The organism is Actibacterium sp. 188UL27-1 (assembly GCF_016901225.1).
Lineage (GTDB): Bacteria > Pseudomonadota > Alphaproteobacteria > Rhodobacterales > Rhodobacteraceae > 188UL27-1.
The window spans coordinates 34,514-58,582 of record NZ_JAFEUL010000017.1 but is presented as its reverse complement, the minus strand read 5'-3'; the positions used below and the strand labels follow the sequence as shown (position 1 = coordinate 58,582).

The 24,069-nt window shown below is 59.9% G+C and carries 21 protein-coding genes; 12 read left to right on the top strand and 9 right to left on the bottom strand.

The window, feature by feature from the left end:
* Position 1 precedes the first annotated feature (1 nt).
* On the bottom strand, positions 2-856 hold the full coding sequence (locus IU397_RS18130; RefSeq protein ID WP_204416483.1) for a prephenate dehydratase: 855 nt from the start codon (positions 854-856) through the stop codon (positions 2-4).
* 108 nt (positions 857-964) lie between these two features.
* On the opposite strand from IU397_RS18130, the gene IU397_RS18125 reads away from it, so the two are divergent.
* From IU397_RS18125 to IU397_RS18105, 5 genes are all read left to right on the top strand, one after another.
* Entirely contained in the window at positions 965-1,489 is a 525-nt protein-coding gene (locus IU397_RS18125; protein WP_204416481.1) for a cytochrome c family protein, read from the top strand.
* A gap of 262 nt (positions 1,490-1,751) precedes the next feature.
* Positions 1,752-3,614 carry an extracellular solute-binding protein gene (locus IU397_RS18120; protein ID WP_204416568.1) on the top strand — a complete coding sequence of 621 codons (1,863 nt, stop codon included), beginning with the start codon at positions 1,752-1,754 and terminating at the stop codon, positions 3,612-3,614.
* Positions 3,615-3,625: 11 nt separating this feature from the next.
* Positions 3,626-4,783 carry a microcin C ABC transporter permease YejB gene (locus IU397_RS18115; protein ID WP_204416479.1) on the top strand — a complete coding sequence of 386 codons (1,158 nt, stop codon included), beginning with the start codon at positions 3,626-3,628 and terminating at the stop codon, positions 4,781-4,783.
* Positions 4,784-4,786: 3 nt separating this feature from the next.
* A complete protein-coding gene (locus IU397_RS18110) occupies positions 4,787-5,971 on the top strand; it encodes an ABC transporter permease (RefSeq protein WP_204416477.1) in 1,185 nt (394 codons plus the stop codon).
* Complete coding sequence (locus IU397_RS18105; protein WP_204416475.1) at positions 5,968-7,572, top strand: ABC transporter ATP-binding protein; 1,605 nt, start codon at positions 5,968-5,970, stop codon at positions 7,570-7,572. The genes IU397_RS18110 and IU397_RS18105 overlap by 4 nt, the downstream gene beginning before the upstream one ends.
* 282 nt (positions 7,573-7,854) lie before the next feature.
* On the opposite strand, the gene IU397_RS18100 is transcribed toward IU397_RS18105, so the two are convergent.
* Genes IU397_RS18100 through clpS form a run of 4 tightly spaced genes read right to left on the bottom strand, consistent with a single transcriptional unit; the run spans position 7,855 to position 11,071 of the window.
* Entirely contained in the window at positions 7,855-8,964 is a 1,110-nt protein-coding gene (locus IU397_RS18100; RefSeq protein ID WP_204416474.1) for an FAD-binding oxidoreductase, read from the bottom strand.
* A 3-nt stretch (positions 8,965-8,967) separates the two neighbouring features.
* Positions 8,968-9,768, bottom strand: a complete 801-nt coding sequence (locus IU397_RS18095; protein WP_204416472.1) for an SDR family NAD(P)-dependent oxidoreductase — start codon at positions 9,766-9,768, stop codon at positions 8,968-8,970.
* 4 nt (positions 9,769-9,772) lie between these two features.
* Entirely contained in the window at positions 9,773-10,693 is a 921-nt protein-coding gene (locus tag IU397_RS18090) for a methyltransferase (protein WP_239479908.1), read from the bottom strand.
* 54 nt (positions 10,694-10,747) lie between these two features.
* On the bottom strand, positions 10,748-11,071 hold the full coding sequence (clpS, locus tag IU397_RS18085) for an ATP-dependent Clp protease adapter ClpS (protein ID WP_204416564.1): 324 nt from the start codon (positions 11,069-11,071) through the stop codon (positions 10,748-10,750).
* Between the two features lie 133 nt (positions 11,072-11,204).
* On the opposite strand from clpS, the gene IU397_RS18080 reads away from it, so the two are divergent.
* Positions 11,205-11,906, top strand: coding sequence for an HAD family hydrolase (locus IU397_RS18080; RefSeq protein WP_204416470.1), 702 nt, complete (start codon positions 11,205-11,207; stop codon positions 11,904-11,906).
* 314 nt (positions 11,907-12,220) lie between these two features.
* The gene (locus IU397_RS18075) at positions 12,221-13,810 is read left to right on the top strand and encodes a serine hydrolase (RefSeq protein ID WP_204416468.1); all 1,590 of its coding nucleotides are present in this window, start codon (positions 12,221-12,223) and stop codon (positions 13,808-13,810) included.
* A gap of 30 nt (positions 13,811-13,840) precedes the next feature.
* On the opposite strand, the gene IU397_RS18070 is transcribed toward IU397_RS18075, so the two are convergent.
* On the bottom strand, positions 13,841-14,233 hold the full coding sequence (locus IU397_RS18070; RefSeq protein ID WP_204416466.1) for a hypothetical protein: 393 nt from the start codon (positions 14,231-14,233) through the stop codon (positions 13,841-13,843).
* Positions 14,234-14,370: 137 nt separating this feature from the next.
* Between IU397_RS18070 and hemF the strand changes: the two genes are divergently transcribed.
* The gene (hemF, locus tag IU397_RS18065; RefSeq protein ID WP_239479913.1) at positions 14,371-15,234 is read left to right on the top strand and encodes an oxygen-dependent coproporphyrinogen oxidase; all 864 of its coding nucleotides are present in this window, start codon (positions 14,371-14,373) and stop codon (positions 15,232-15,234) included.
* Between the two features lie 28 nt (positions 15,235-15,262).
* Positions 15,263-16,432 carry an MFS transporter gene (locus tag IU397_RS18060; RefSeq protein ID WP_204416462.1) on the top strand — a complete coding sequence of 390 codons (1,170 nt, stop codon included), beginning with the start codon at positions 15,263-15,265 and terminating at the stop codon, positions 16,430-16,432.
* A gap of 92 nt (positions 16,433-16,524) precedes the next feature.
* Here the strand turns inward: IU397_RS18060 and hemE are convergent, their stop codons facing one another.
* On the bottom strand, positions 16,525-17,568 hold the full coding sequence (hemE, locus tag IU397_RS18055) for a uroporphyrinogen decarboxylase (RefSeq protein WP_204416460.1): 1,044 nt from the start codon (positions 17,566-17,568) through the stop codon (positions 16,525-16,527).
* 98 nt (positions 17,569-17,666) lie between these two features.
* Here hemE and hemC point away from each other — a divergent pair, with 98 nt between their 5' ends.
* A complete protein-coding gene (gene hemC, locus IU397_RS18050; protein ID WP_204416458.1) occupies positions 17,667-18,617 on the top strand; it encodes a hydroxymethylbilane synthase in 951 nt (316 codons plus the stop codon).
* A gap of 75 nt (positions 18,618-18,692) precedes the next feature.
* Here hemC and IU397_RS18045 read toward each other — a convergent pair whose 3' ends face one another.
* Together IU397_RS18045 and IU397_RS18040 are read right to left on the bottom strand one after the other, a co-directional pair.
* Complete coding sequence (locus IU397_RS18045; protein WP_204416456.1) at positions 18,693-20,099, bottom strand: FAD-binding oxidoreductase; 1,407 nt, start codon at positions 20,097-20,099, stop codon at positions 18,693-18,695.
* 46 nt (positions 20,100-20,145) lie between these two features.
* The gene (locus IU397_RS18040; RefSeq protein ID WP_239479912.1) at positions 20,146-20,766 is read right to left on the bottom strand and encodes an arylesterase; all 621 of its coding nucleotides are present in this window, start codon (positions 20,764-20,766) and stop codon (positions 20,146-20,148) included.
* 73 nt (positions 20,767-20,839) lie between these two features.
* Here IU397_RS18040 and IU397_RS18035 point away from each other — a divergent pair, with 73 nt between their 5' ends.
* Positions 20,840-21,538, top strand: a complete 699-nt coding sequence (locus IU397_RS18035; protein ID WP_204416452.1) for an ABC transporter ATP-binding protein — start codon at positions 20,840-20,842, stop codon at positions 21,536-21,538.
* Positions 21,535-24,069, top strand: coding sequence for an ABC transporter permease (locus IU397_RS18030; RefSeq protein WP_204416450.1), 2,535 nt, complete (start codon positions 21,535-21,537; stop codon positions 24,067-24,069). Before IU397_RS18035 ends, IU397_RS18030 begins: the two co-directional genes overlap by 4 nt.

The following is a 24,069-nucleotide window of genomic DNA, read 5'->3' as shown; positions in this document are numbered from 1 at the left end:
GTCAGTTGGCTGGCTTGACCTGCTCCTGTCGTCTTGGATCGGCGGGATAGGTGCCCAGAATGCTTAACTCGGTCGTGAAATAGGCCAGCTCTTCCAGCGCGCGGGCGACGGCGGCATCCTCCGGGTGGCCTTCGATGTCGGCATAGAACTGAGTGGCGGTGAAATGGCCGCCCACCATGTAGCTTTCCAGCTTGGTCATGTTGACGCCGTTCGTCGCGAACCCCCCCATGGCCTTGTAAAGGGCCGCAGGGATGTTGCGGACACGAAAGACAAAGCTGGTCATCATGCCGGCTGTCCCCCGACGGCGCAGGTCCGCGTCAGGCGCCATGATCAGGAAGCGTGTGGTGTTGTCGTCGTTATCCTCGATATTGCGGGCCAGCAGGTCGAGCCCGTAGATCTCCCCGGCGAGTTCGGAGGCCAGTGCCGCCTCGGACCGGTCACCAAGAGCGGCAACATCGCGGGCGGCGCCAGCATTGTCGGTCCAGTCCATGGTTTCGATCTTGTGGTCACGCAGGAATGTGCCGCACTGACCCAGCAATACTGACATGGATCGTGCGCGTTTGATATCCGCCAACTTGGTGCCTGGCAGACCCAGCAGGTTGATATGAACCCGCACAAACGCTTCGTCGATGATATGCAGGCCGCTGGCGGGCAGCAGGCGGTGAATGTCGGCCACACGGCCATAGGTTGAATTTTCAACTGGTAGCATGGCCAAGCGCGCCTTGCCTTGGGTCACCGCGTCGATGGCATCCGCAAAGCTATGACACGGCAATGCCTCCATATCCGGATGGGCCGCGCGACAGGCCTGGTGGGAATAGGCGCCGGGCTCTCCCTGGAAGGCGATGAGATTGGTCATGTGACGTTTTATCCGCATTGGGCGTTTGGTCGCGCCTGCTACACCTTGCTCCGCCTGAGGGGAAGCGCGTAAAAGCCAGTCGACCTAGGATCAGACTTGGAAGACGCCATGGACACGATGACCCTGACCAAAATTTCCGGTGCCTTTTGCGGAGCGCTGCTTGTGTTCCTGTTGGGCGGCTGGGCTGCCGAGGAATTGTACCATATCGGCGGCAAGGGGCATGGCGACGATCATCACCAGGCCTATTCGATTGAGATCGAAGGGGATGATGATGGCGGCGAGGAAGTGGCCGAGGAAGGTCCGGATTTCGAGGTTCTGATGGCATCTGCCGATGCCGGGGCAGGGGAGAAGGTGTTCCGCAAATGCGCGTCCTGTCACAAAGTTGAAGATGGCGGCAAAGGCACCGGGCCGCATCTTTACGGCGTCGTCGGGCGTGAGATCGCCGTGATCGATGGGTTCAAGTATTCGGGGTCTCTAAAGCCTGTGGCGGAGGCTTGGACGCCGGAAAATCTGAACGGCTTTCTTGAAGACCCCAAGGGTTGGGCGCCCGGCACAGCCATGAATTTCAAGGGTTTGGCCAAACCTGAGGATCGTGCCAACTTGATCGCCTACCTTGACACAATCGGCGGCTAACCTTTGTCTACACGGGCTTGAAAGGGCGACCATCGGGTCGCCTTTTTCATGTCTGATCGGTGTTTTGGCGGTCGGTGGCGGATGTTGGTGCCCAACAGTTGATCACGTATTCTCAACTTGCCCCCTCGACACTCTACTATTTAGCTTAAATTGATAGATATTCAATAAAATCGTGCGTATCGTCGCGCGTCCAGTGTCGAAGGAGAACAGCCCAGTGACCCCAGTTGCCGCCTGCTGCGCCGAGCGTTCTGTCACACAGCGTATGGGATCGGGGCTGTGGCGACGATTGGGCATATCTCTGGTTGCGTCGCTGGCTGTGGTCGCTTTGCCCGTGCTGGCCGACGAGCCCAAGATGATCACTTCCCACGGGATTTCGACCTTTGGCGATTTGGAATTGCCTGCTGATTTTACGCATTTACGCTATGTCAATCCTGACGCACCCAAAGGCGGCGAGATGTCGGTCTGGGCCTTTGGCGACTATGACAGCATGAATCCCTATTCGTTGAAGGGGCGGTCGGATCGTCTGGCCTCTATCATGATGGAATCGTTGTTGGAGGGGACTGCGGATGAGATCGGCGCAGTTTACGGCTTGCTCGCGGAGAGCCTGACCTACCCCGAAGATCGATCAAGCGTTGTGTTCAACCTGCGGCCCGAAGCCAAGTTTTCGGATGGATCGGACCTGACGGCGGAGGATGTTCTGTTTTCCTACGAGACCATGGCCACCAAAGGTCTGCCGTCGTTTCGCAAGGTTTTGAATGAGCGCGTCGAAAGCGCAGAGGTGCTTGGGCCGCATGAAATCAAGTATGTGTTCAACCCTGATGTGCCCAAGCGAGATGTCATCCAGATGGTCGGTGGGCTGCCCGTCTTCTCCAAAGCGCATTACGAAGAAAACAATCTGAACCTTGAGGAAAACTTCAACACCCCGCTCCTGGGATCTGGGGCCTACATCCCAAAGCGGGTGGATTTCAAGAAAACCTCGGTTTACCAGCGCAATCCTGACTATTGGGGCAAGGATCTTCCGATAAGCATCGGACGTCATAACTTCGATACGCTCCGCATCGAATATTATGGCGACTACAACGCTGCATTCGAGGGTTTCAAAGGCGGCAACTACCTGTTCCGTAACGAGGCATCGTCCAAGGATTGGGCAACGTCTTACAATTTTCCTGCCATCGAACGTGGGCATGTTATAAAAGCGGAACTGGCTGACGGGTCCATCGCCACTGGTCAGGGTTTTGCGTTGAACATGCGCCGTCCGAATTTAAAAGATCCGCGGGTCCGGGAGGCGGTGAGCCTGCTGTTCAATTTTGAATGGTCGAATGAGCAACTGTTCTATGGGCTATATGCGCGCGTGAATAGCTTTTGGGAGAATTCGGATCTGGCTGCGACCGGTTTGCCGACCCCTGAGGAACTGGCCTTGCTGGAGCCACTTGCTGACAAGCTGCCAAACGGCGTTCTGGATGAGGAGGTCGAGTCCGCTCCGACGTCCGGAAACCGACAGCTGGACCGTCGCAACCTGCGCCGTGCCAGCGCGTTGCTTGACGAAGCTGGTTGGGACGTTGGTGCCGATGGGCTGCGCCGCAAGAATGGAAAGACACTTCGCCTTGAATTCCTGAACGACAGTCAGACCTTTGATCGCGTTATCAACCCATATGTTGAGAACTTGCGGAGCGCAGGTATCGATGCCGTCCACCAACGGGTGGACAACGCGGCCGCGACCAACCGAGAGCGTCCACCCGCCTACGACTTTGATCTTGTCACCACTTTTTTTGGACAGGGAAACGTGCCGGGTGCGGGGTTGAAGCAGTATTTCGGTGCTGAAACGGCGGATCAAAGCACGTTCAACAAGGTTGGGCTGAAATCCCAGGCTGTGGATACGTTGATCGAGCATGTCATCAGCGCGACAACGCAGGAAGAGTTGACGACTGCGGTGCGGGCTTTGGACCGAACTTTGCGCGCTTATCACATCTGGGTGCCGCAATGGTTTAAGAATAAGCACACGGTGGCCTATTACGACGTATTTCGGCACCCGGAGGAGTTGCCACCCTACGCGTTGGGGAATCTTGATTTCTGGTGGTACGATGCCGAACGGGCTGCCGAGCTTAAAGCAGCCGGCGCGTTCTAAGGCGCTTTCCCATGGCAGCGTATATCATCCGGCGGCTCTTGCTGATCATCCCGACCCTTTTGGGGATCATGTTGATCAACTTTTCCCTGATCCAGTTCGTGCCCGGTGGCCCGATTGAGCAGATCATCGCGCGGATCGACGGGGAGGGGGATGCGTTTTCCGGGATTGCCGGTGGCTCCGATGCTGGGGCGAATGAGGGGTTCGAGAGCGAGGAGAGCGGATATCAGGGCGCGCGTGGTTTGCCACCCGCCTATCTGGAACGGCTTGAGATTGACATGGGCTTTAAGCGGCTGCGATGTGCCGATGGCTATGATGGGGTGCCATTGCTGGCTGCTGAGGAATGCGTTGCCGTCCCGATCGGACTGGCCGAGCAATTTGTTAGGCTGATCGGGCGGTATTTGATCTTTGACTTCGGTGAGAGCTATTTCAAATCCCGACCGGTGGTGGATCTGGTGTTGGAGACCATGCCGGTCTCCATCACCCTTGGCCTGTGGTCCACCTTGATTGCGTATCTGGTGTCTATCCCGCTGGGCATCCGCAAGGCTGTGAGGGATGGCAGCAGGTTTGACACGTGGAGTTCGGGGATCATCATCGCTGCCTATGCGATACCCGGCTTTCTATTTGCGATTTTGCTGTTGGTGCTTTTCGCGGGCGGGTCCTACTTCAAGATCTTTCCATTACGAGGTCTGACCTCGGACGGGTTCGAGGATATGACCAGGCTCCAGCAGATTGGTGATTATTTCTGGCATATCACATTACCGGTGCTCGCCTCATCGATCTCAGGTTTTGCGACGCTGACCTTGCTGACCAAAAACTCCTTCATGGATGAGGTGAAAAAGCAGTATGTGATCACGGCTAAGGCCAAGGGTCTGACGGAACAGCGGGTGCTTTATGGCCATGTTTTCCGCAATGCGATGCTGATCGTGATTGCCGGATTCCCGGCCGTTTTCGTGGGTGTATTTTTTGGCGGGTCTATCATTATCGAAACGTTGTTCTCCCTCAATGGACTGGGACGGTTGGGGTTCGAGGCCGTGGTGAACCGCGACTATGCCATCGTGTTTGCCACGATGTATGTGTTTTCGCTGATCGCGCTGATTGTGGGGCTGATCACGGACCTGACCTATGTCTTGGTCGATCCGAGGATCGACTTTGAAAGCCGGCGGACCTGAACCATGACTGTCGCTGAAAGCCCCGACACGATCACCGCTGCAGTCCCCGAACAGCCGGGATGGTTCACCATATCGGCATTGAACAAACGCCGGCTCCGAAACTTCCGCCGCAACAATCGCGCCTATTGGTCGTTGATCATCTTCGCAGTCCTGTTTGGCGTGTCGCTGTTTGCGGAGTACCTGGCCAACAACAAGCCAATTGTCGTGCAATATCAGGGGGAGTATTACTTCCCCATCAATAACTTCTACGCCGAGACGACCTTTGGCGGTGATTTCCGAACGGTGGCCCAGTATGAGGAGCCGGAAGTTCAATGCCTGATCATATCGGGCGGGTTGGAAGACTGTTTCGATGATCCCGAAGCGGTGATTGCTGATGCCGATGATGGCGTGGTGAATGGCCAAGAGATCCAGAAGGGCTGGATGATTTGGCCGGTGATCCCATTCCACTATAACTCAGGCAACGATCTGGTGGATGCCGAAGGGCGCCCGATGCGTGCGCCATCGCCACCGGATGGCACCCATTGGCTGGGTACAGATGACGGGTCGCGCGACGTCTTGGCGCGGGTCATCTACGGGTTCCGGCTGTCCATTCTGTATACGCTGATCGTGACGGCCGTGGCATCCGTTATCGGGATCATCGCAGGTGCAGTTCAGGGGTTCTTTGGCGGCTGGATCGATCTGGTCTTCCAGCGGATCATCGAGATCTGGACCAGCATCAACAGCCTTTACGTCATCATCATCATGTTCGCGATCCTGGGGCGCGGTTTCTGGCTGTTGGTATTCCTGATGATCCTCTTTAGTTGGCCTGCCCTTGTTGGGGTCGTCCGTGCCGAGTTCCTGCGCGCCCGTAACTTTGAATATGTCCGCGCCGCCCGGGCCCTGGGTGTGTCGAACTGGACGATCATGTTCCGCCACATGCTGCCCAATGCCATGGTGGCGACGCTGACCCTGTTACCCTTCATCGTCACCGGCACAATCGGCGGTTTGGCCGGGCTTGATTTTCTGGGCTATGGATTGCCATCCTCGGCCCCGTCATTGGGAGAACTGACCTTGCAAGCCAAGCAAAATCTGCAAGCACCTTGGCTTGGTTTCACGGCATTCTTCACCTTTGCGATCATGCTCTCGCTTCTGGTCTTCATCTTCGAAGGCGTACGAGACGCGTATGATCCCCGAAAGACCTTTGCATGACGGCCGTTTTGCAAGTCCGTGATCTGGTGGTGCGGTTCCGCCAGGACGGGGCGGAGACCGTTGCGGTCAATGGCGTCTCCTTTGACGTTGCAAAGGGGGAGACTGTGGCCCTGGTCGGTGAAAGTGGGTCGGGAAAGTCTGTCACGGCTTTGTCCACCGTTTCGCTTTTGTCGGAAAACGCGACCGTCGAAGGGTCCGTCACCTATGAGGGAGCGCAGATGGTCGGCGCGTCCGAGGCAGAGTTACGGCGTGTCCGCGGCAACGATATCAGCTTTATCTTTCAGGAGCCGATGACCTCTCTCAATCCGCTCCATACGCTGGAAAAGCAGTTGACCGAAAGCCTGTCGCTCCACCAAGGGCTTCAGGGAGAGGCTGCGCGGGACAGGATCCTGGATCTGCTGACCAAGGTGGGCATCCGCGACCCTGAAACGCGGTTGGGTGCCTATCCGCATCAGCTATCGGGCGGGCAGCGCCAGCGGGTGATGATCGCCATGGCCCTGGCAAACGGGCCGGACCTGCTGATCGCAGATGAACCGACCACCGCATTGGATGTGACCATTCAGGCGCAGATTCTCGACCTGCTGGCAGAGTTGAAGGCATCGGAGGGGATGAGCCTTTTGTTCATCACCCACGATCTGGGTATCGTTCGTAGGATTGCCGATAGGGTGTGTGTGATGCAAGGCGGCGAGATTGTGGAGACCGGCCCAACGGCCGAGATCTTTGATGCCCCCCAGCATCCCTATACGCAAAAGTTGCTTGGCGCGGAACCAAAAGGGCGTGCCGATCCCCTGCCCGAAACCGGTGAGCCAATGATTGAAACCGATAATCTACGGATCTGGTTTCCGATCCAGCGTGGCCTGCTGCGCCGTACCGTTGGCCATGTGAAAGCCGTCAACGCGGCGAGCCTGAGCGTGCGCCCCGGCGAAACCCTTGGCATCGTCGGAGAAAGCGGGTCAGGCAAGACAACGCTGGCCCTGGCGATCATGCGCCTGATCTCAAGCGAGGGGGCGATCCGTTACGGCGGCAAGAATATCCAGGGCTGGAATCCGGGCATGTTGCGCAACCTGCGCCGTGATATGCAGATCGTGTTTCAGGATCCCTATGGTTCGCTGAGCCCGCGGATGACGGTGGAGCAGATCGTGGCCGAGGGATTGACGGTGCATGGGGTCGAACCCGGCCGCAACCGACGGGAGATGGTTGCGGAAATCCTGACCGAGGTTGGTTTGCAGCCCGGAATGATGGCGCGCTATCCCCATGAATTTTCTGGTGGTCAACGCCAGCGCATCGCGATCGCGCGTGCGATGATCCTTCGCCCAAAGCTGGTGGTTCTCGACGAGCCGACATCTGCTCTCGACATGACGGTGCAGGTGCAGATCGTCGAACTTTTGCGCGAGCTGCAGGCCCGGTACGATTTGGCTTATCTTTTCATTAGCCATGACCTTCGCGTTGTACGCGCGCTCAGCCATAAGGTCATCGTGATGAAGCAAGGCGATATCGTTGAAACGGGCTCGGTCGATCAGATTTTCAACGCGCCCCAATCGGACTATACCCGTCAGCTTTTGAATGCTGCACTAAATCTGAAAGATGTGGCTGCAGAATAGATAAATCGCTGCCATATCTCCAGTTGCCCACAAAGTCGTCATCATGTGTCCGGAAATATCCCCGCCGGAGGCACTAAAATATAGCGGCATGACCTTAGATCATGTGCCTCCGGCGGGGATATTTCCGGACACATGATGACGACTTACTTGGCGGCAATCATGTGAATTTTCTCATCTGGGGCTCACCGTGAAACGTCCACTTTTAGGCGAATAATGGGGCAACGTATCGGACGCGGTTTTGGTTGGCGAAGGGCCGTTGCAGGATGATGTGCGAACCGCGATTTAACGCCCCGCCATGCGGTGCGCGATGTCGGCAACGGGCGCTTGGCCGGTTATGGCGTCCGACGCGTCGCGCCCGGTCAGGGCACCGAACTTGAAACCATGGCCGGAACAGGCGGAGAGCGCGACCGCCCGGTCTTGACGGACCATGACAAAAGCCGCGCCCGGGGCCTTCGTCCAGTAGTTGGCCTGACCCCAGCAGATCTGAAAGTCTTCGGCGCGACGGAAGCGTGCCGCATAGCCGGCCCGCATATGCTGCATTTCATCCCGTGTCATGGTGCGGTCGCTGTCGTCGGGGTCTTCCCGCCCCATGGATCCGTCGCCCAGCTTCATGGGCAGCCCCCGCAGTGGCGGCATGCCCCATAAATCGTTGTCCGTGCCGCCCAAATGGGTCCAGCTTGGCGCATTCGCCCAGATCTCTGTCAGATCCTTTGGCGGCTGGGCATAAAGGATGACGGTCCTGCGAAAGAGCAATGGCACCTCTAACCAGGGGGTCAGGTGCGGCAGGCCGATACCCGCGGCCACAATGATCTGCCCGGCAGAGAGGACCTCACCCGAGGTCAACGTCGCGGTTGCCTTGACCGGATCGACCTGGGTCACGGGCGACATTTCCAGAATGCTCACCCCTTGCCTGCGCAGCCATGCGGCCAGATCCGTCAGGATCACATCGGCCATCAGCGCGCCACCCTCCGATAGCAGGCCATAGGCCACGTTCGAGGGTTCAAGAAACGGGAACCGTTTGTCCAAAGCGGCTGTGCTGTCGATCTGTTCATAGGGCTGACCCAACGCGTCCATCGTTGCGCGGGATTGGTCAGTGTAGTCCCCGCGTTCCTGGCAAAGGGCTAGCATCCCTGTTTCGGCGTAATATCGCGCCTCGGGCCCCAGATCTGACCACATCGCGCGCCACGCTTCATAGGCTGCGGGTATACGGGCGGTGTACCCGCGCGCGTCCCCGTAAAGCGGCCTGATCAATCTATGATGGTCGCTGGAGCTGGCCGTGGGGCAGGGCACGCGACCCCGTTCCACCACGGTGACGCTCAATCCCGATTTGGTCAGCCAATACGCAGTGCTAAGGCCGTTGATGCCGGCGCCAATGACAAGGACATCAGTCATGGATCAGTGGGCCGGAGCGGTCACGGGATCCAGCAGGGTCCGACCGCCATCGACCGTCATGATCTGGCCCGTGACAAATCCTGCCCCGTCGCAGGCCATGAACTGCACCGCCTCCGCAACTTCGCTTGGTTTGGCGATGCGATTCATTGGCGTATGCTCTTTGATATCGTCCCGGTAATCGGAATTGTCCTTCAACGCGCCCTTGAGAGATGCCGATAAGACGGATCCAAAGGCCACGGCATTAACGCGGATCCTGTGCGGTGCCAGGGCCACGGCAAAACTGCGGGTCATTTGATCAAGTGCTGCGGTGCTGACCGAATAGCCCATCAGTGCTGGATGGGTCCGCCGCGCCGCGATGGAGGAGAGATTGACGATGGCGCCGACCGGTTCGTTGTCATCCGCGGCATCGTCTGCCTGCTTGATCATGCGTTTGGCCACCAGTTGGCTGAGCCGGAGGGAGGTCATCAGGTTCTGTTCCAACAGCATTTCGATAGCGTCGTCGTCCGGGTTCAACGGGTCCGACGCGACCATTTGACGGCTGGCATTGATCAGGATGTCCACCCGCTCAAAACTGTCGAGTGTGGCCGATAGAAGATTGGCGATGGTCAGTTTTTGCCGAAGATCCCCTGCAAAGTGGCGCGCATTATCGCCGAGGCCTTCGACTTCCTTTGACAACCGTTCGTCATCCATATCGGCGAACATGACCAAAGCGCCTGCGTCAATGAAATGGCGCGCTATGGCCAGGCCCACCCCGTTTGCGGCACCGGTGACGATGGCGACCTTGCCGCTGATCGAAAATGACATGTTTTTATCTCCGTCTCCGCACCGGTTTTCTGGCGCGGATCAGTTTGAAGGCGGGCGGGCCGGGCAGTTCCGTTACCTCGGCGAATGCCTCTTTCAAGGCTCTTTCATACGGCAAGTGCCGGTTGGCGACTAGCCACAAGGTGCCGGAAGGGGTCAAAAGGCGGGCCGACGCGGTAATGAACGCTGTGCCCAGGCTGGGATCAGCGCGCCGGTCTGTATGAAAGGGAGGGTTGCTGATAATATGCGCGTAGGGGTCGGCCTGCCATGCCAGCGCGTCTGCCCAATGAAAGGCCGCGCGGATATCGGTGACATTGGCACGCGCGGCGTGCAACGCGCCATGGTCGGCTTCGATCAGGTCACACTCGGTGACCTTGGGACTGGCCAGCACCCGCGCGGAAAGATATCCCCACGCGGCCCCCAGATCGGCAATGCGGCCCGCAAGGTCGGGCATGGCGTCGGCCAATGCGGTGGAGGCCGGGTCGGGGCCATCAGCCGAAAACGCGCCAGGCGCCGTCATCCAATCACCGGTCTGAACAAGATCTGGTTGTATCCAGTGGGCGAGCGCATCGGTTGGTTCGATCCGAAACACCTTACCATGGGCCTTGGCAAAAGGGGCACTGGTGGCGGTCACGGCGCGTACGGCCTTTAATATGCTGTCTATACCATCTGTCTTGTCGCCATCGATGATCACCGGGCCGCCGAGGGCAAGGGCGCGTGCGATCCAATCGCGTGCTTGTGCCTTGGCCCGGGGCAGGAAGACGATGGCGCCATCAGCTGGCCCCTTGATCGTGGCCAAGGTGTCACGCCCCCGTGCTGACCAAGCTGCAAAATCCGGTTTAAACCCGGCAACGATGGTAGCGTCCGGGGCAAATGACAGGTTGGTCTGCGACCGGGCACCGATTGCCAGGACATGACCGGTGGGCAAATCAAAAGCCCCAGCATCAATCGCCAGGGCTACACGGTGGTCAAGCGAAATGGGTTATTCCTTTTCCATCGTGCATTGCAATGGATGTTGGTGACGACGGGCAAAATCCATGACCTGCGCGACCTTCGTCTCCGCTACTTCGTGGCTGAACACACCGACCACGGCCAGCCCTTTTTTGTGGACGACCAGCATCAATTCGAACGATTGCGCATGGCTCAACCCAAAGAACCGCTCCAGCACGTGAACGACGAATTCCATCGGAGTGTAATCGTCGTTAAGCAAAAGCACCTTGTACAAAGGTGGTTTCTGGGTCTTCGGCTTGGTCTTTAGCAGCAGGTCCGCATCGCCATCGTTCTGGCCTGCATCGTCATCTGACATGTTCAAAGGCGCAAACTTGGTCACGGCTGTATCCATAGCGTAAGGGATGGTCGCTGTTCAGGCCCCTATATATAAGCGAGCGGTCCCTTGTGAAAAGGGCTTGTCGATACCCAACTGCCATGAGTGACCTGCAATGCCCGGAAAACTAACTACAATTGCATTCGATGCGGATGACACGCTCTGGCACAACGAACGGTTTTTCAAGCTGACGCAAGAACGATTCGTATCATTGCTGGCCGATTACGCGGATCCCGCGGTGCTGGATGCGCATCTGCTGGAAGTCGAAGGCCGCAACCTTGGGCGCTACGGCTACGGGATCAAAGGGTTTCTGCTGTCAATGATCGAGAGCGCGATTGAATTGACGGAGGCGCGTATCCCGTCATCGGTTCTGCAGGAGATCCTTGCGATTGGCCATGACATGCTGGAACATCCCATCGACTTGCTGCCCCATGCCAGGGAAGCGGTTGAGGCGGCAAAGGCGGACCACATGGTTTTGCTCATCACCAAGGGCGATCTGCTGGATCAAGAACGCAAACTCGCCCAATCCGGCCTGGGCGATCTGTTCGACGGGGTGGAGATCGTCTCCGAAAAGATGTCGCAAACCTATAGCAGTATCTTTTCTTTCCACGGGGACGGACCAGCCAGGTCTATGATGGTAGGGAACTCGCTGAAATCCGACGTCCGCCCCGCGATCGAGGCTGGTGCCTGGGGTGTGCATGTTCCCTTTGGCCTGACATGGGCCTTGGATCACGCCGAACCGCCGCTTGGCCATCCCCGGTTTTGCGAGGTCCCCGATTTGGGATCGCTGCCAGACCTGCTTGCGGATTTACGCTGATCCCGCATCATCAACTTTTGTCTAAAACTGTTGTCTAATCAGAAACGTTTGCTGGTTATGGGTCTTGACATGGACCTATCTTGTTTAGCTGTGGTTGGTTGCGTCCAGATTTTGAGGTGTTGCTTTAAAGCCTACACCAAAGCCTTTGACCAAACACAGTTTTCGGTAATGGCTTTCTGTGCTAGCTTGAGCACAAATAAATAATACCGCCGACCCAGACATCAGATCACGGGCGGCTTGAGGCAGAAAAAAGGCAGAACGACGTGACAACGTTGGGACAGTGGGGCCGTGTCGCCCTCCTCTATAGCTTGTGTATGCTCACGCTTTTCGCAATCAGCTTGCGAGCGGGCGCTGCGCCCTATGCCGCGATGGTCATGGATGCGCGGTCGGGCGAGGTTTTGCATTCGCGCAATGCCGATACGCGATTACATCCGGCTTCGCTGACCAAAATGATGACGCTTTACGTGGCGTTCGAGGCGGTGCGGCTGGGCGAGATCAGCATGGATACCAAGATCAAGGTCTCAAAGAAAGCGGCGTCAGAGCCGCCATCGAAGCTGGGTTTGAAATCGGGCCAGCGCATATCGTTGCGATATTTGGTGCGGGCGGCGGCCGTTAAATCCGGCAATGACGCGGCTACGGCCATCGCCGAAGGGATTTCCGGGTCCGAGGCGGCGTTTGCCCGGCGGATGAATCGCACGGCCAAGGCGCTGGGCATGACGCGGACGACTTTCAAGAACGCCCATGGCCTCACGGAGGCTGGTCATTTGTCGACTGCCCGCGACATGACAATCATGGGTCGGCGGCTTTTCTATGACTATCCCAAATACTACAATCTGTTCTCGCGTCTTTCGACCCATGCAGGGGTCCGCAACGTGCCCAACACCAATCGCCGTTTCCTGAGCAATTACAAAGGCGCGGACGGGATCAAGACCGGATATACCCGTGCCGCAGGTTTCAACCTTGTCGCTTCTGCCGAGCGGGGGCGCGAGCGGATTATCACCACTGTTTTCGGAGGGCGCTCGACTGCCACGCGCAACGCCAAGGTTGCGGAGTTGATGGATTTGGGTTTCCGTCGAGCGCCGTCCCGGGTCGCCGTCCGCAAACCGGCATTGCCTAGGTACAATCGTCAACCGGTTGAGACTGAACCAGTTTTAGTGGCACGCACGGCCGATGATGCCGGGCCTGTCAACGGCCTGCCGCGAGCAGTTGGAAAAACGCTGCGTATCGTTCGCGCACCAAAACGGTCGATGATCCCTCATCGCAGGCCGAAACCGCGGGCAGAGGATCCGGTGCTTTTGGCCATGCAGCAGGAGATCAATCAGATTGTGGCCCAGGCAGCGGCAGAACCCCTGCAGGCGGATGCCAAACCTTTGGCCGCACAGACGGAAGAGCCAAAACCGGCGGTTGAGGACCCGGTCGCCGTGGCGGTGGCCCGGCCAGATACGGACAAGGCCGTGGCGGAGGCGCTTGCCGCAACGGAAGAGGAGGGCCCATCCACCTTTGCGCCACAGGTCAGCCGTGCCCAGCAACCGGCCACGGCGCCCCTGCTGGCTCAGGCCACCCAGCGCGGCCCTAAGGTTAAACCACTGCCGCGTCCCAAAACTGCCTTGGTGGCTGCCGCACGGCTAAAGGAGCCGGTGGTGGTCACGCGGGTTTCAACCTCAGGCGGGCGCCATTGGGGCGTGAGCATGGGCAAATATCCATCGCGCCATTCGGCAGAACGGGCTTTGCTGACCACCGCTCTCAAGGAAACACAATCCCTGGACGGCGCCTTGCGCAAGATCGTTCAGCAAAAGGGCGGTTTTGAAGCGAATTTCGTGGGGATGAGCCAGGACCAGGCCAATCGCGCCTGTCAAAGGCTGGCTGCCCGTGGATCAGAATGCAGCACGTTCGGGCCGGGTTGATTTGAACCCGGCCAGGACCGGTCGCTGATATCAGTCTTCAGGAAACTGCGCTTTGCATTGCGCCACGGCGCGGGTCGCGATTCGTGTCAGGTTATGTTTCCGGTTTTGCAGGCCGCTGAGCTTGCGGCGTTCGGCTGCAGGATCGAAGGCGACCCGCTTGGTGCGGTACTGCGTTTCCCGCGTCCAGCAGAAATCCTGCCTGACCCGGCCGGATTTGTCTTTGTAGACGGAACAGACCCGATAGACGGGCACCTCAAAGGCTTCCCTCGTGATCGCATAACCGCGCGTGAGGTTGCCCTGCACTTCCGCGATCAGGCTGTTCACGATCCGCAATTCCCGTGTTTCCCGGCGGATGCATTGCTCTTGCGGTGTGCCACAGGCCGCAAGGACCATCAGAAAACCACCTAAAATCCAGTTTCTCATGTCATATCTCTAACGCGATCAGGTTGATATCTAAAGAAGGGCCAGCGATTTCGATTCAACCGCGCGGCAAAAGCGATTACGACCCAGTGTAACAGCAGGAGGACACCGGTGTGACCGAACAGTTTGACAATCGTAAGATGCAAGCCGCGGCCTGGTTCCGATCATTGCGGGATGAGATCGTTGCCGCGTTTGAGGCGCTTGAGGACAGTCAGGCAACCGGCCCCTTTGCCGGGTTGTCGCCTGGACGGTTTGAGGTGAGTGAGACGAAACGCCAATCCGACGATGGATCTGATGCAGGCGGCGGTTTGATGAATGTGATGCGCGGGGGCCGCGTGTTCGAGAAGGTCGGTGTGAATGTCTCGACCGTGCACGGCACATTGGGAGAGCGCGCGCAAAAAGCGATGGCTGCGCGCGGCGTGCCAGGGATGGACAGTGATCCACGCTTTTGGGCATCGGGGATCAGCCTTGTGGCGCATATGCAAAACCCGCATACCCCCGCCGTCCACATGAACACTCGGATGTTCTGGACGCCCCAGGCCTGGTGGTTTGGAGGCGGGTCCGACCTGAACCCCTGCCTTGAACGGGCGGCGGATACAGAGGCGTTCCATGCCGTGTTGAAAGATCACTGCGACCGCCACGACGACGCCTATTATGATCGGTTCAAGGCGTGGGCAGACGAATATTTCTTCATCCCGCACCGCAATCGGGCCCGCGGGGTTGGTGGCATCTTCTATGACGATCTGAACACCGGTGACTGGGAGGCTGATTTTGCCTTTACCCAGGATGTGGGACGCGCCTTTTTGCCGGCCTTTGTCCCGATCACGGAAAACTGGCGCGATACGCCATGGACCGATGCGGACAAGGACGCACAACTGGTGCATCGCGGTTTGTATGCCGAGTACAACCTTGTTTATGACCGTGGCACCAAATTTGGCCTTGAGACCGGGCATGATGCCAACGCAGTGCTGATGAGCTTGCCCCCTTTGGCGAAATGGATATGAGCCGCGCCCGGGTGATGGGCGCGCCCTGATGGAGGCGCAACCGGCCGAGGCGATCCATGCCTCAAGCCTGGTGTCGATCCTGTCGGCTTCCAACTTCGTAATCGGAATGGGTGCATTTGTCGTCGTCGGGCTGCTGACACCGATATCGACAAGTTTCGGGATGTCGACCTCAGGCGCGGGTTGGGTCATGACCGTCTATGCCATCGCCTATGCAATCAGTTCTCCGTTGTTGGTAGCGGGAACGGGGCGGATCGGACGGCGGCGGGTGATGGCCGCAGGTTTGGGATTGTTCGCTGTAGCTTGCCTGATGTCTGCCGTTGCGCCAAACCCCACCGTGTTGCTGGCAGCGCGTGTGCTGGCCGCGGCGGGGGCCGGGCTTTTTACGCCCATCGCCGCCGCAACGGCTGCGGCGTTGAGCCCCCCGGACCGCCGCGCCCGGTCGCTGGCGGCGGTCTTTTTCGGTTTGACGCTGGCGCAGGTCGTTGGCGTGCCTGTGGGCAGCTACATCGCCTATACGTTCGGTTGGCGCCTTGCATTTGGCATCGTCGCAGCCCTCGCCGTACCGTGTATCTGGCTGATCTGGACCCGGGTGCCTGCTGGCTTGAAGTTTCAACCGGTGAGCCTGAGCGATCTGCGCAGTATCCTTGGTAATGGCCCCGTCCTGCTTGCGGTTTTGTTCACGACAAGCTTTCTGGGCTCGGTTTACGTGATCTACACTTACATGGCCCCCCTGTTGGAGGAGACCATGGGGTTTGGTCGCAACGGGATCGCGTTAGCCTTGGTCGTCTTTGGCTGTGGCGCGGTGATTGGCAATCTGCTGGGCGGTGTTCTGGCTGATCGGGTCGGCCCCGTTTGCACGTTGATCGGGTTGGCCGGTTTGCAGATCGTGATCATGCCGGTCTTTTCCCTCTTGCCGTTGGCGCCGATCGGATTGGTAGGGTTGATCATGGTCTGGTCGGTCTTTGGCTGGTCCTTCATGGCGGGTCAGCAGGTGCGGCTGATCGCGATGGAGCCTCAAAGCGCAGGTGTTGTACTGGCCCTGAACGCGGCGGCGATTTATGTGGGCGCGGCCCTGGGGTCTTCCCTGGGCGGCGCTGTATTAGACCGGTTCGGTCTTGCTGCCTTGGGGATTGCGGGCGGCGCGGTCGCGGCACTTGCCTTGGCCCATATTCTGATATCGACGCGACTAAATTCCTAAGGGGCGCGTGCGTCCCCCGCGCGCCCCTTGAGGCTGTTGCGTCCGCACGCGGTCGTCGAGCGTGGCACAGATTTCACCGTTTCGTCGGGTCGTCAGACGGTTTCGGTGGCGCGGACCGTTTCAATCATCAGTGCCACATTGTCGGGATCAGCGTCCGGGGTGATCCCGTGGCCAAGGTTGAAAATATGCGGACCGCCTTGAAACGCCTGGACGATGGCGCGTGTCTCATCCACCAGGGCCTGCCCGCCTGTCACCATGTGGCTTGACGCCAGGTTTCCCTGCACGCAGCCATCCGATTGCACATGTTTCGCAGCCCAGGTTGCTGAGACGGAATTGTCGATTGCGACGCAATCCGCCCCCGTTGCTCTGGCGAAACCGATATAGCCATCGCCTGCCTCTCGTGGGAAGGCGATGATCGGGACATCCGGGTGGCGCGATTTGAGCTCCCCGATGATGCGTTTGGCCGGGGCCAAGGCATGGCGGGTGAACGCATCGCCTTTCAGGGATCCTGCCCAACTGTCGAACAGTTTGACCGTCTCGGCGCCCGCCGTGATCTGGGCAGAGAGGTATTCGATCGTGGCCTCTGTCAGCAGATCAATCAACGCGTCGAATACATCCGGATGCTCGGTCATCAAGGTATGGGCGGGGGCCTGGTCCGGCGTGCCCTGTCCCGCGATCATATACGTTGCGACTGTCCAGGGCGCCCCGGCAAAGCCTATCAATGCGGTTTCTTTGGGGAGTTCCTGCGCCAGGATCCGGACCGTTTCATAGATGGGACCCAGATGATCGTGGATATCGGCACCGCCTTTCAACTTGGCGAAATCCCCGGCGGATTGGATGGTCGACAATCGCGGGCCTTCGCCTGTAACAAACCAAAGATCCGCCCCCAGGGCCTGGGGGATCAAAAGGATATCGGCGAACAGGATCGCTGCATCAAATCCATAGCGTCGGATCGGCTGCAATGTGACCTCCGCGGCCAAGTCGGGAGTATAGCACAGCGACAGAAAATCCCCGGCCTGCGCGCGCGTGGCTCGGTATTCGGGCAGGTAGCGACCCGCCTGACGCATCATCCAAATGGGCGGGGTGGGCAGGATTTCCCCCGCCAATGCGCGCAGCAGGGTCTTGGTCGGGGCCATCGCGTTCTCCTTTGATCCTATCTTGGGTCCGATGAATGCGTCACGAAGTCAAGACAGAAGCAGTTGTCAGTTTAGGTTGACGCATTTAGACACGTTTTATGACAGTGAATTTGCCTTCTCCCGCTAAGCCCCTGAAAATAGGGACACGCGGCTCTCCACTTGCGCTGGCGCAGGCCCATGAGACGCGGGCACGCCTGATGGCTGCGCATGATTTGCCGCAGAATGCCTTTGAAATCGTGGTGATCAAGACCACGGGCGACAAGGTTTTGGACCGTCCATTGAAGGAGATCGGCGGCAAGGGGCTGTTCACGCGCGAAATCGAAGACGACCTGCTGAGTGGTGCCATCGACATCGCTGTCCATTCCATGAAGGACATGCCGACGCTGCAGCCGGATGGCCTGGTGCTAAGCTGTGCCTTGCCGCGCGAAGACGTGCGCGATGCCTTTGTGACGCTGGATGGCGCGGCCTTTGGCGATCTGCCAGAGGGTGCAGTGGTCGGCACGTCATCCCTGCGCCGTCGGGCGCAGCTTTTGGTCCGCAGGCCGGATCTTCGGGTGGTGGAGTTTCGCGGCAATGTTCAGACGCGCCTGCAAAAGTTGAAAGACGGCGTGGCGATGGCCACCTTCCTGGCCTGCGCCGGGCTGAACCGCCTGAACATGGTCGAGGTGCGCCGCCAGCCCATTGAAACATCCGATATCCTACCCGCCGTCGCCCAAGGCGCCATCGGGATCGAACAGCGCAGCGACGACACCAACACAAGCGCGCTGCTGGAGCCGATCCACCACACGGCCACCGGTCACAGGTTGGCGGCGGAACGCGCATTTCTTGCCGCGCTCGACGGCTCCTGCGAAACGCCCATCGCCGGGCTGGCGGAACTTACCGATACCTCGATCCATCTGCGCGGCGAGGTTTTGCGCCCCGATGGCAGCGAAAGTCTAAAGGATGATGGCGCGGCCCCGATCGCAGACGCCGCCGCGTTGGGCCATGACTTGGGTCAACGGCTCCTCAGCCGTGCGCCTACGGGCTTTTTCGACTGGCGCGCGGCTTAGCCTCTCCGCCTTTCTTATTGTTAAGAATACTCCCGCCGGAAGCTCCCGCATCCTCAATCAGCACTAACGGCTCAATCAGGGCAGAACCTTTCCCGGGTTCATCCGATTGTCCGGATCAAGTGCCGCTTTGATCGATCGCATCACCGCCAATGCGACTGGGTCTTTGCGCCGGTCCATGGATGGTTTTTTGGCCAGGCCAATCCCGTGCTCCGCCGAAAAGCTGCCGCCCAGCGACAAGACGATATCCTCAACAGTTTCCATGATGCCATTTATCACCTCGGGCTGAGGATCCTTGGGGCGCACTGTGTAATGCACGTTGCCGTCGCCCAGGTGCGACACGGTCAGAATGGTGGCATCAGGGGCCACAGGGGCCAGACGCGTTTTGGCGAGGTCAAGGAACGTGGCAACCTTGTCCAATGGCACGGCGATGTCGTTATTGACGACAGGCCCGTGCCCGAGCGAGACCTCGGCCGCGGCCTCGCGGCGGGCCCACATCTGCTTTCGCTGAAGATCGGATTGCGCGACCGTGGCGTCCAAAACCGCACCATCCTCAAACAAACCCGACAGCAGCTGCTCCAGAAGGGTGACGATCGGCACAGCGCCGGTCCCATCAGGCACCGCGTCGCGCGCGGCCGTTGCGCCAACCTCAACCAGAATGTTGACGTCATGCCGTGTGTCAAAGGGCGCCCGCATCTCGGGGAACATGGCAAGGGTCGCATCCATGTATTCGCCCGGCATGTATTCAAAGGCTTCGACTGCGCCGCCCGTGGCCTGCTGCAACTGGTTCAGCAGGGTCAGCGCGGCGTCCAGGCACGGCGTGGCGACCATGGCGGTCGCATAGGCTTGCGGCTGTGGCACCAGCTTCAGGACTGCCCCGGTGATCAGACCCAACGTGCCCTCGGCGCCGATGAACAGATCCTTTAGGTCATAACCGGAATTGTCCTTATGCAACGCGCTCATCAGGTTTAGCACCTCGCCAGAGGGCAGAACGACCTCCAATCCCAGACACAAGCTCCGCGTATTGCCATAGCGCAGCACATTCGAGCCCCCCGCATTGGTGCTTAGCGCGCCACCGATCATGGCCGATCCGCGCGCGCCAAAAGTCAGGGGGAACGACAGATCATGCTCCGCGGTGGCATCGTGCAACTGGCTCAGCACAACTCCAGCCTCGACAATGGCGATCCGGGCGGCGGGCCGGATCTCGGTAATGCGGTTCATACGCTCCATGGAAATCATCAGCGCGCCGGGCCCGTGAGTGCCACCGGCCAAGCTTGTATTGCCCGAAATCGGTACAATCTGGACCCCTGCCTCGGCGGCCATTTTGACGGCTGCGCTCACCTCGCCCGTATTGGCCGGGCGGATGACGGCAAGCGGTGCCCCCACATAGGTGCCGGTCCAGTCGCTGGCATATTTCGCCGTGTCATCGCCGGTCAGCACATGGGCAGGCCCCAAAGCCCGCGCAAGTTTCGATATCAGGTCCATCTGTCCCTCCTCGCCCAGACTGTTCTGTGCCGGGGCGCGGGAGGCGTCAACTCCCCGCGGCGCGGTCCAGCAATTGTTCCACTGTGGGTCCCATCGCATCGACGATCAGCGCGACACCCTCCGCATTGGGGTGAATGCCATCGGATTGCATGTATTTGCGCAGCGTGGTGGCGCGGTTTGGCAAGACGCTCAAACCCGCCAGAAAGTCTTTAAAATGCAGCGCATCGTAGGTGGCGGCCAGTTCCGGATACATGCTGTCGAACGCCGCCTTGTAGTCCGGCCCGTAATTGCCCGGTGCCGGCAGGCCCACCAGCATTACATCGATATCCTGGGCAGTCGCCGCTTTCAGGATATTGTCCAGGTTGCTGCGGCTGGCCTCGGGCGGGATGCCACGCAGTAAGTCATTGCCACCAAGGGCTAAAATCATCCCATCCACGCCGTCGGCCAGGGTCCACTCGACCCGGTTCAACCCACCGGCCGTGGTGTCGCCCGACACGCCGGCGTTGATGATCACCACATCATGGCCGCGCTCCACCAGCCAGTTTTGCAATTGCGGCACAAAGCCCTGTTCGGCGGGCAGGCCATAACCTTGGGTCAGGCTGTCGCCCAAGGCGGCAATCGTCAGCGTCTCTGCCTGCGCGGTGACGGCAGTGGTCATCAGGATCATCCCGGCGGCGACCTTGTTGCGCCCCCGGCGGGCCCCATATCGCAAGGCAGCAACCCATCCTTGGAGCCGTGTTATGGTCGAACCTGTTCTTTCGCTCAACGATGTCACCCTGGCCCTTGATGGCAATGCAGGCCGGGTCGAGATCCTGCACGGCATCTCGCTGGATGTTGCAAAGGGCGAAACCTTGGGGCTGATCGGTCCGTCGGGCAGTGGCAAGTCATCTCTCCTGATGCTGATGGGCGGGCTGGAGCGCGCCACGGGCGGCACGATCACGGGATTGGGGTTTGATCTGTCCGGTATGAACGAAGATGCCCTGGCCCGCTTTCGCCGGCAACATATGGGCGTCGTCTTTCAATCTTTCCACCTGATCCCCACGATGACTGCGTTGGAGAATGTGGCAACCCCGCTGGAACTTGCCGGTGCGACCGATGCATTTGACCGGGCCCAGGCAGAGTTGCAGGCCGTAGGCCTGGCCCACCGGGTGGACCATTACCCCGCGCAGATGTCAGGCGGTGAACAGCAGCGCGTCGCCTTGGCCCGCGCCGCGGCTCCGCGCCCCGATATCCTGTTGGCGGATGAACCAACCGGCAATCTGGACGGCGCCAATGGCGAGGCGATCATCGAATTGCTGTTCGGATTGCGCGACAAACACGGCGCGACGCTGGTTCTGGTGACCCATGCGTCAGAGCTTGCCGCCCGCTGCGACCGGGTGATCCGCCTCAGCGATGGTCGGATCTCGGGCGATGATGCCCTGCGCGAGGCGGCGGAATGAACCTGTCTGTCGCGGCCCGCATCGCGCGGCGAGAGCTGCGCGGCGGCCTGGCCGGGTTTCGCGTTTTTCTGGCGTGCCTTGCCTTGGGTGTTGCCGCCATCGCCGCCGTCGGCACCGTGCGCGTCAGCGTGCAGGAGGGCCTGTCGCGCGAAGGTGCGGTTCTGCTGGGCGGCGACGCGGTGGCGCGGTTCACCTATCGCTTCGCCGATAGCGCGGAACGCGCATTCCTTGAAGAGATTTCCACCGGGATCTCCGAAATCGTCGACTTTCGGTCGATGGCCGTGGTCGACAAAGGGGGGGAGGCCGAGCGCGGTCTGACCCAGGTCAAAGGCGTCGACGCGGCCTATCCTTTGAAAGGCGCTGTCGGGCTGGCGCCTGACATGCCGCTGGAGGTTGCCTTTGCGGGCCGGGATGATCTGCCTGGCGCGGTCATGGACAGGGTCTTGATCGCCAGGATGGGCCTGGCCGTCGGTGACCTCTTTCGCTTGGGCACTCAAGATTTTGTGCTGATGGCGGAACTGACGGATGAGCCCGACCGCGCGGGCGATGGCTTTGCCCTTGGCCCGCGCACCATCGTGCGGACCGAGGATCTGGCCAATTCCAGCCTTCTGGAGGCTGGCACCCTCTTTGAGACCAAATACCGGATGGCTGTCCCCGCGGGGACAGATCTTGCTGCCCTGCAACAACAGGCCGAGGCGCAATTCCAGGAAACCGGCCTGCGCTGGCGCGACAGCCGCAACGGGGCGCCTGGTGTGGCCCAGTTTGTCGAACGATTGGGATCCTTCCTGGTGCTGGTCGGCCTGGCGGGCCTGGCCGTGGGCGGGGTCGGGGTGTCGGCCGCCGTCCGCGCCTATCTCGACGGCAAGATCGCCGTGATCGCGACGCTCAAAACCCTGGGTGCCGAAGGCCGGGTGATCTTTGCCGCCTACCTGATACAGATCGGCGTTTTGGCAGGGGTCGGGATCGTGGCGGGCCTGATCCTGGGGGCCATCGCACCGCTCATCTTTGCCCCCTTGCTGGAGGCACGGTTACCGGTCCCGATCTCTGTCGGGGTCTATTCCGGTCCACTTGTCGAAGCCGGGATCTATGGCGCGCTGACAGCCCTTTTGTTCACCCTTTGGCCCTTGGCGCGAACCGAACAGGTGCGCGCCGCAGCCTTGTTCCGCGATGCCACGGCGGGCGCCTGGTCACTTCCCCAACCCGTCTACCTGGTGGTGACCGGGGTCATCCTTGCGTTGTTGGTCGGGTTGGCCGCGCTCTTTTCCGGAGTGCCGATGCTGACATTTTACGCAGCGGCGGGCGTTCTGGGGGCGCTGGTCCTGCTGGTCGCAGCGTCATGGGGCATCCGCACGCTCTCGCGCCGTTTGGCGCGCGCAAAGTTTGTGCGCGGGCGCACTGCGCTGCGCCTCGCTTTGGGTGCTGTCGGCGGCCCGGGCGGGGAGGCGACGTCGGTCGTGCTGTCCCTGGGGCTGGGCCTCTCTGTCTTGGCCTCCGTTGGGCAGATCGACTGGAACCTGCGCAACGCCATCGCCAATGACCTGCCCAAGGTCGCCCCCAGCTACTTTATGGTCGATATCCAAAGCCAGCAATTGCCGGGCTTTCTGGACCGTTTAAACGGCGACGATGGGGTTAGCCGCGTAGATACCGCGCCCATGCTTCGGGGCATCATTACCAAGATCAACGGCCAGCCCGCGCGCGACGTCGCAGGGGACCATTGGGTTTTGAACGGCGACCGCGGTGTCACTTACTCCGCCAAACCGACCGAGCAGACCAAGGTCACAGCTGGCGAATGGTGGGCCGAAGACTATACCGGCCCGCCCCAGATCAGCTTTGCCGCCGAGGAAGCGGAGGAGATGGGCCTGTCCCTTGGAGATGAGATGACGATCAACATCCTGGGTCGCGACATCACCGGTACGCTCACCAGTTTTCGGGAGGTTGATTTCTCCACTGCTGGGATCGGGTTCATCCTGTCGATGAACCCTGCCGCTTTGCAAGGCGCGCCCCACAGCCACATCGCCACGATCTATGCCGAGGAGGAGGCCGAAACCGCGATACTGCGCGATCTGGCCAAGGCCTATCCCAACATCACCGCGATCCGGGTCCGCGATGCCATCGCGCAGGTGAGCGAGGTTTTGGGCGGGCTGGCGGCGGCGATCACCTATGGTGCCGCCGCGACGCTGATCACCGGCGTGATCGTCCTGATCGGGGCCGCAGCTGCAGGCGAACGGGCGCGGGTTTTTGAGGCCGCGGTGCTGAAAACCGTCGGTGCGATGCGTGGGCAGGTGTTGCGTTACTTTGCCTTGCGCAGCGCTTTGCTGGGGCTGGCAGCGGGATCGGTTGCCATCCTGGCGGGGGCCTTGGGTGGCTGGGCCGTCCTGACTTTTGTCATGGATGCCGACTATGTGTTCGAACCCGTTTCGGCCCTACTGATCGTCGTGGGCGGTGTGATGGTCACCTTGCTGGCTGGTCTGGCCTTTGCCTGGCGGCCATTGGCCACGCGCCCGGCCGGTGTGCTGCGCGCCCGGGAGTAG

Excerpts from the sequence above, each read along its gene's own strand:
- IU397_RS18075 (WP_204416468.1), top strand. The coding sequence starts at position 12,221 with ATGCTCACGCTTTTCGCAATCAGCTTGCGAGCGGGCGCTGCGCCCTAT.
- clpS (WP_204416564.1), bottom strand. The coding sequence starts at position 11,071 with ATGTCAGATGACGATGCAGGCCAGAACGATGGCGATGCGGACCTGCTG.
- IU397_RS18110 (WP_204416477.1), top strand. The coding sequence starts at position 4,787 with ATGACTGTCGCTGAAAGCCCCGACACGATCACCGCTGCAGTCCCCGAA.
- IU397_RS18030 (WP_204416450.1), top strand. The coding sequence starts at position 21,535 with ATGAACCTGTCTGTCGCGGCCCGCATCGCGCGGCGAGAGCTGCGCGGC.
- IU397_RS18080 (WP_204416470.1), top strand. The coding sequence starts at position 11,205 with ATGCCCGGAAAACTAACTACAATTGCATTCGATGCGGATGACACGCTC.
- IU397_RS18045 (WP_204416456.1), bottom strand. The coding sequence starts at position 20,099 with ATGGACCTGATATCGAAACTTGCGCGGGCTTTGGGGCCTGCCCATGTG.
- hemF (WP_239479913.1), top strand. The coding sequence starts at position 14,371 with ATGCAAGCCGCGGCCTGGTTCCGATCATTGCGGGATGAGATCGTTGCC.
- hemE (WP_204416460.1), bottom strand. The coding sequence starts at position 17,568 with ATGGCCCCGACCAAGACCCTGCTGCGCGCATTGGCGGGGGAAATCCTG.
- hemC (WP_204416458.1), top strand. The coding sequence starts at position 17,667 with ATGACAGTGAATTTGCCTTCTCCCGCTAAGCCCCTGAAAATAGGGACA.
- IU397_RS18095 (WP_204416472.1), bottom strand. The coding sequence starts at position 9,768 with ATGTCATTTTCGATCAGCGGCAAGGTCGCCATCGTCACCGGTGCCGCA.
- IU397_RS18125 (WP_204416481.1), top strand. The coding sequence starts at position 965 with ATGGACACGATGACCCTGACCAAAATTTCCGGTGCCTTTTGCGGAGCG.
- IU397_RS18060 (WP_204416462.1), top strand. The coding sequence starts at position 15,263 with ATGGAGGCGCAACCGGCCGAGGCGATCCATGCCTCAAGCCTGGTGTCG.
- IU397_RS18035 (WP_204416452.1), top strand. The coding sequence starts at position 20,840 with ATGGTCGAACCTGTTCTTTCGCTCAACGATGTCACCCTGGCCCTTGAT.
- IU397_RS18100 (WP_204416474.1), bottom strand. The coding sequence starts at position 8,964 with ATGACTGATGTCCTTGTCATTGGCGCCGGCATCAACGGCCTTAGCACT.
- IU397_RS18040 (WP_239479912.1), bottom strand. The coding sequence starts at position 20,766 with ATGATCCTGATGACCACTGCCGTCACCGCGCAGGCAGAGACGCTGACG.
- IU397_RS18130 (WP_204416483.1), bottom strand. The coding sequence starts at position 856 with ATGACCAATCTCATCGCCTTCCAGGGAGAGCCCGGCGCCTATTCCCAC.
- IU397_RS18115 (WP_204416479.1), top strand. The coding sequence starts at position 3,626 with ATGGCAGCGTATATCATCCGGCGGCTCTTGCTGATCATCCCGACCCTT.
- IU397_RS18105 (WP_204416475.1), top strand. The coding sequence starts at position 5,968 with ATGACGGCCGTTTTGCAAGTCCGTGATCTGGTGGTGCGGTTCCGCCAG.
- IU397_RS18120 (WP_204416568.1), top strand. The coding sequence starts at position 1,752 with ATGGGATCGGGGCTGTGGCGACGATTGGGCATATCTCTGGTTGCGTCG.
- IU397_RS18070 (WP_204416466.1), bottom strand. The coding sequence starts at position 14,233 with ATGAGAAACTGGATTTTAGGTGGTTTTCTGATGGTCCTTGCGGCCTGT.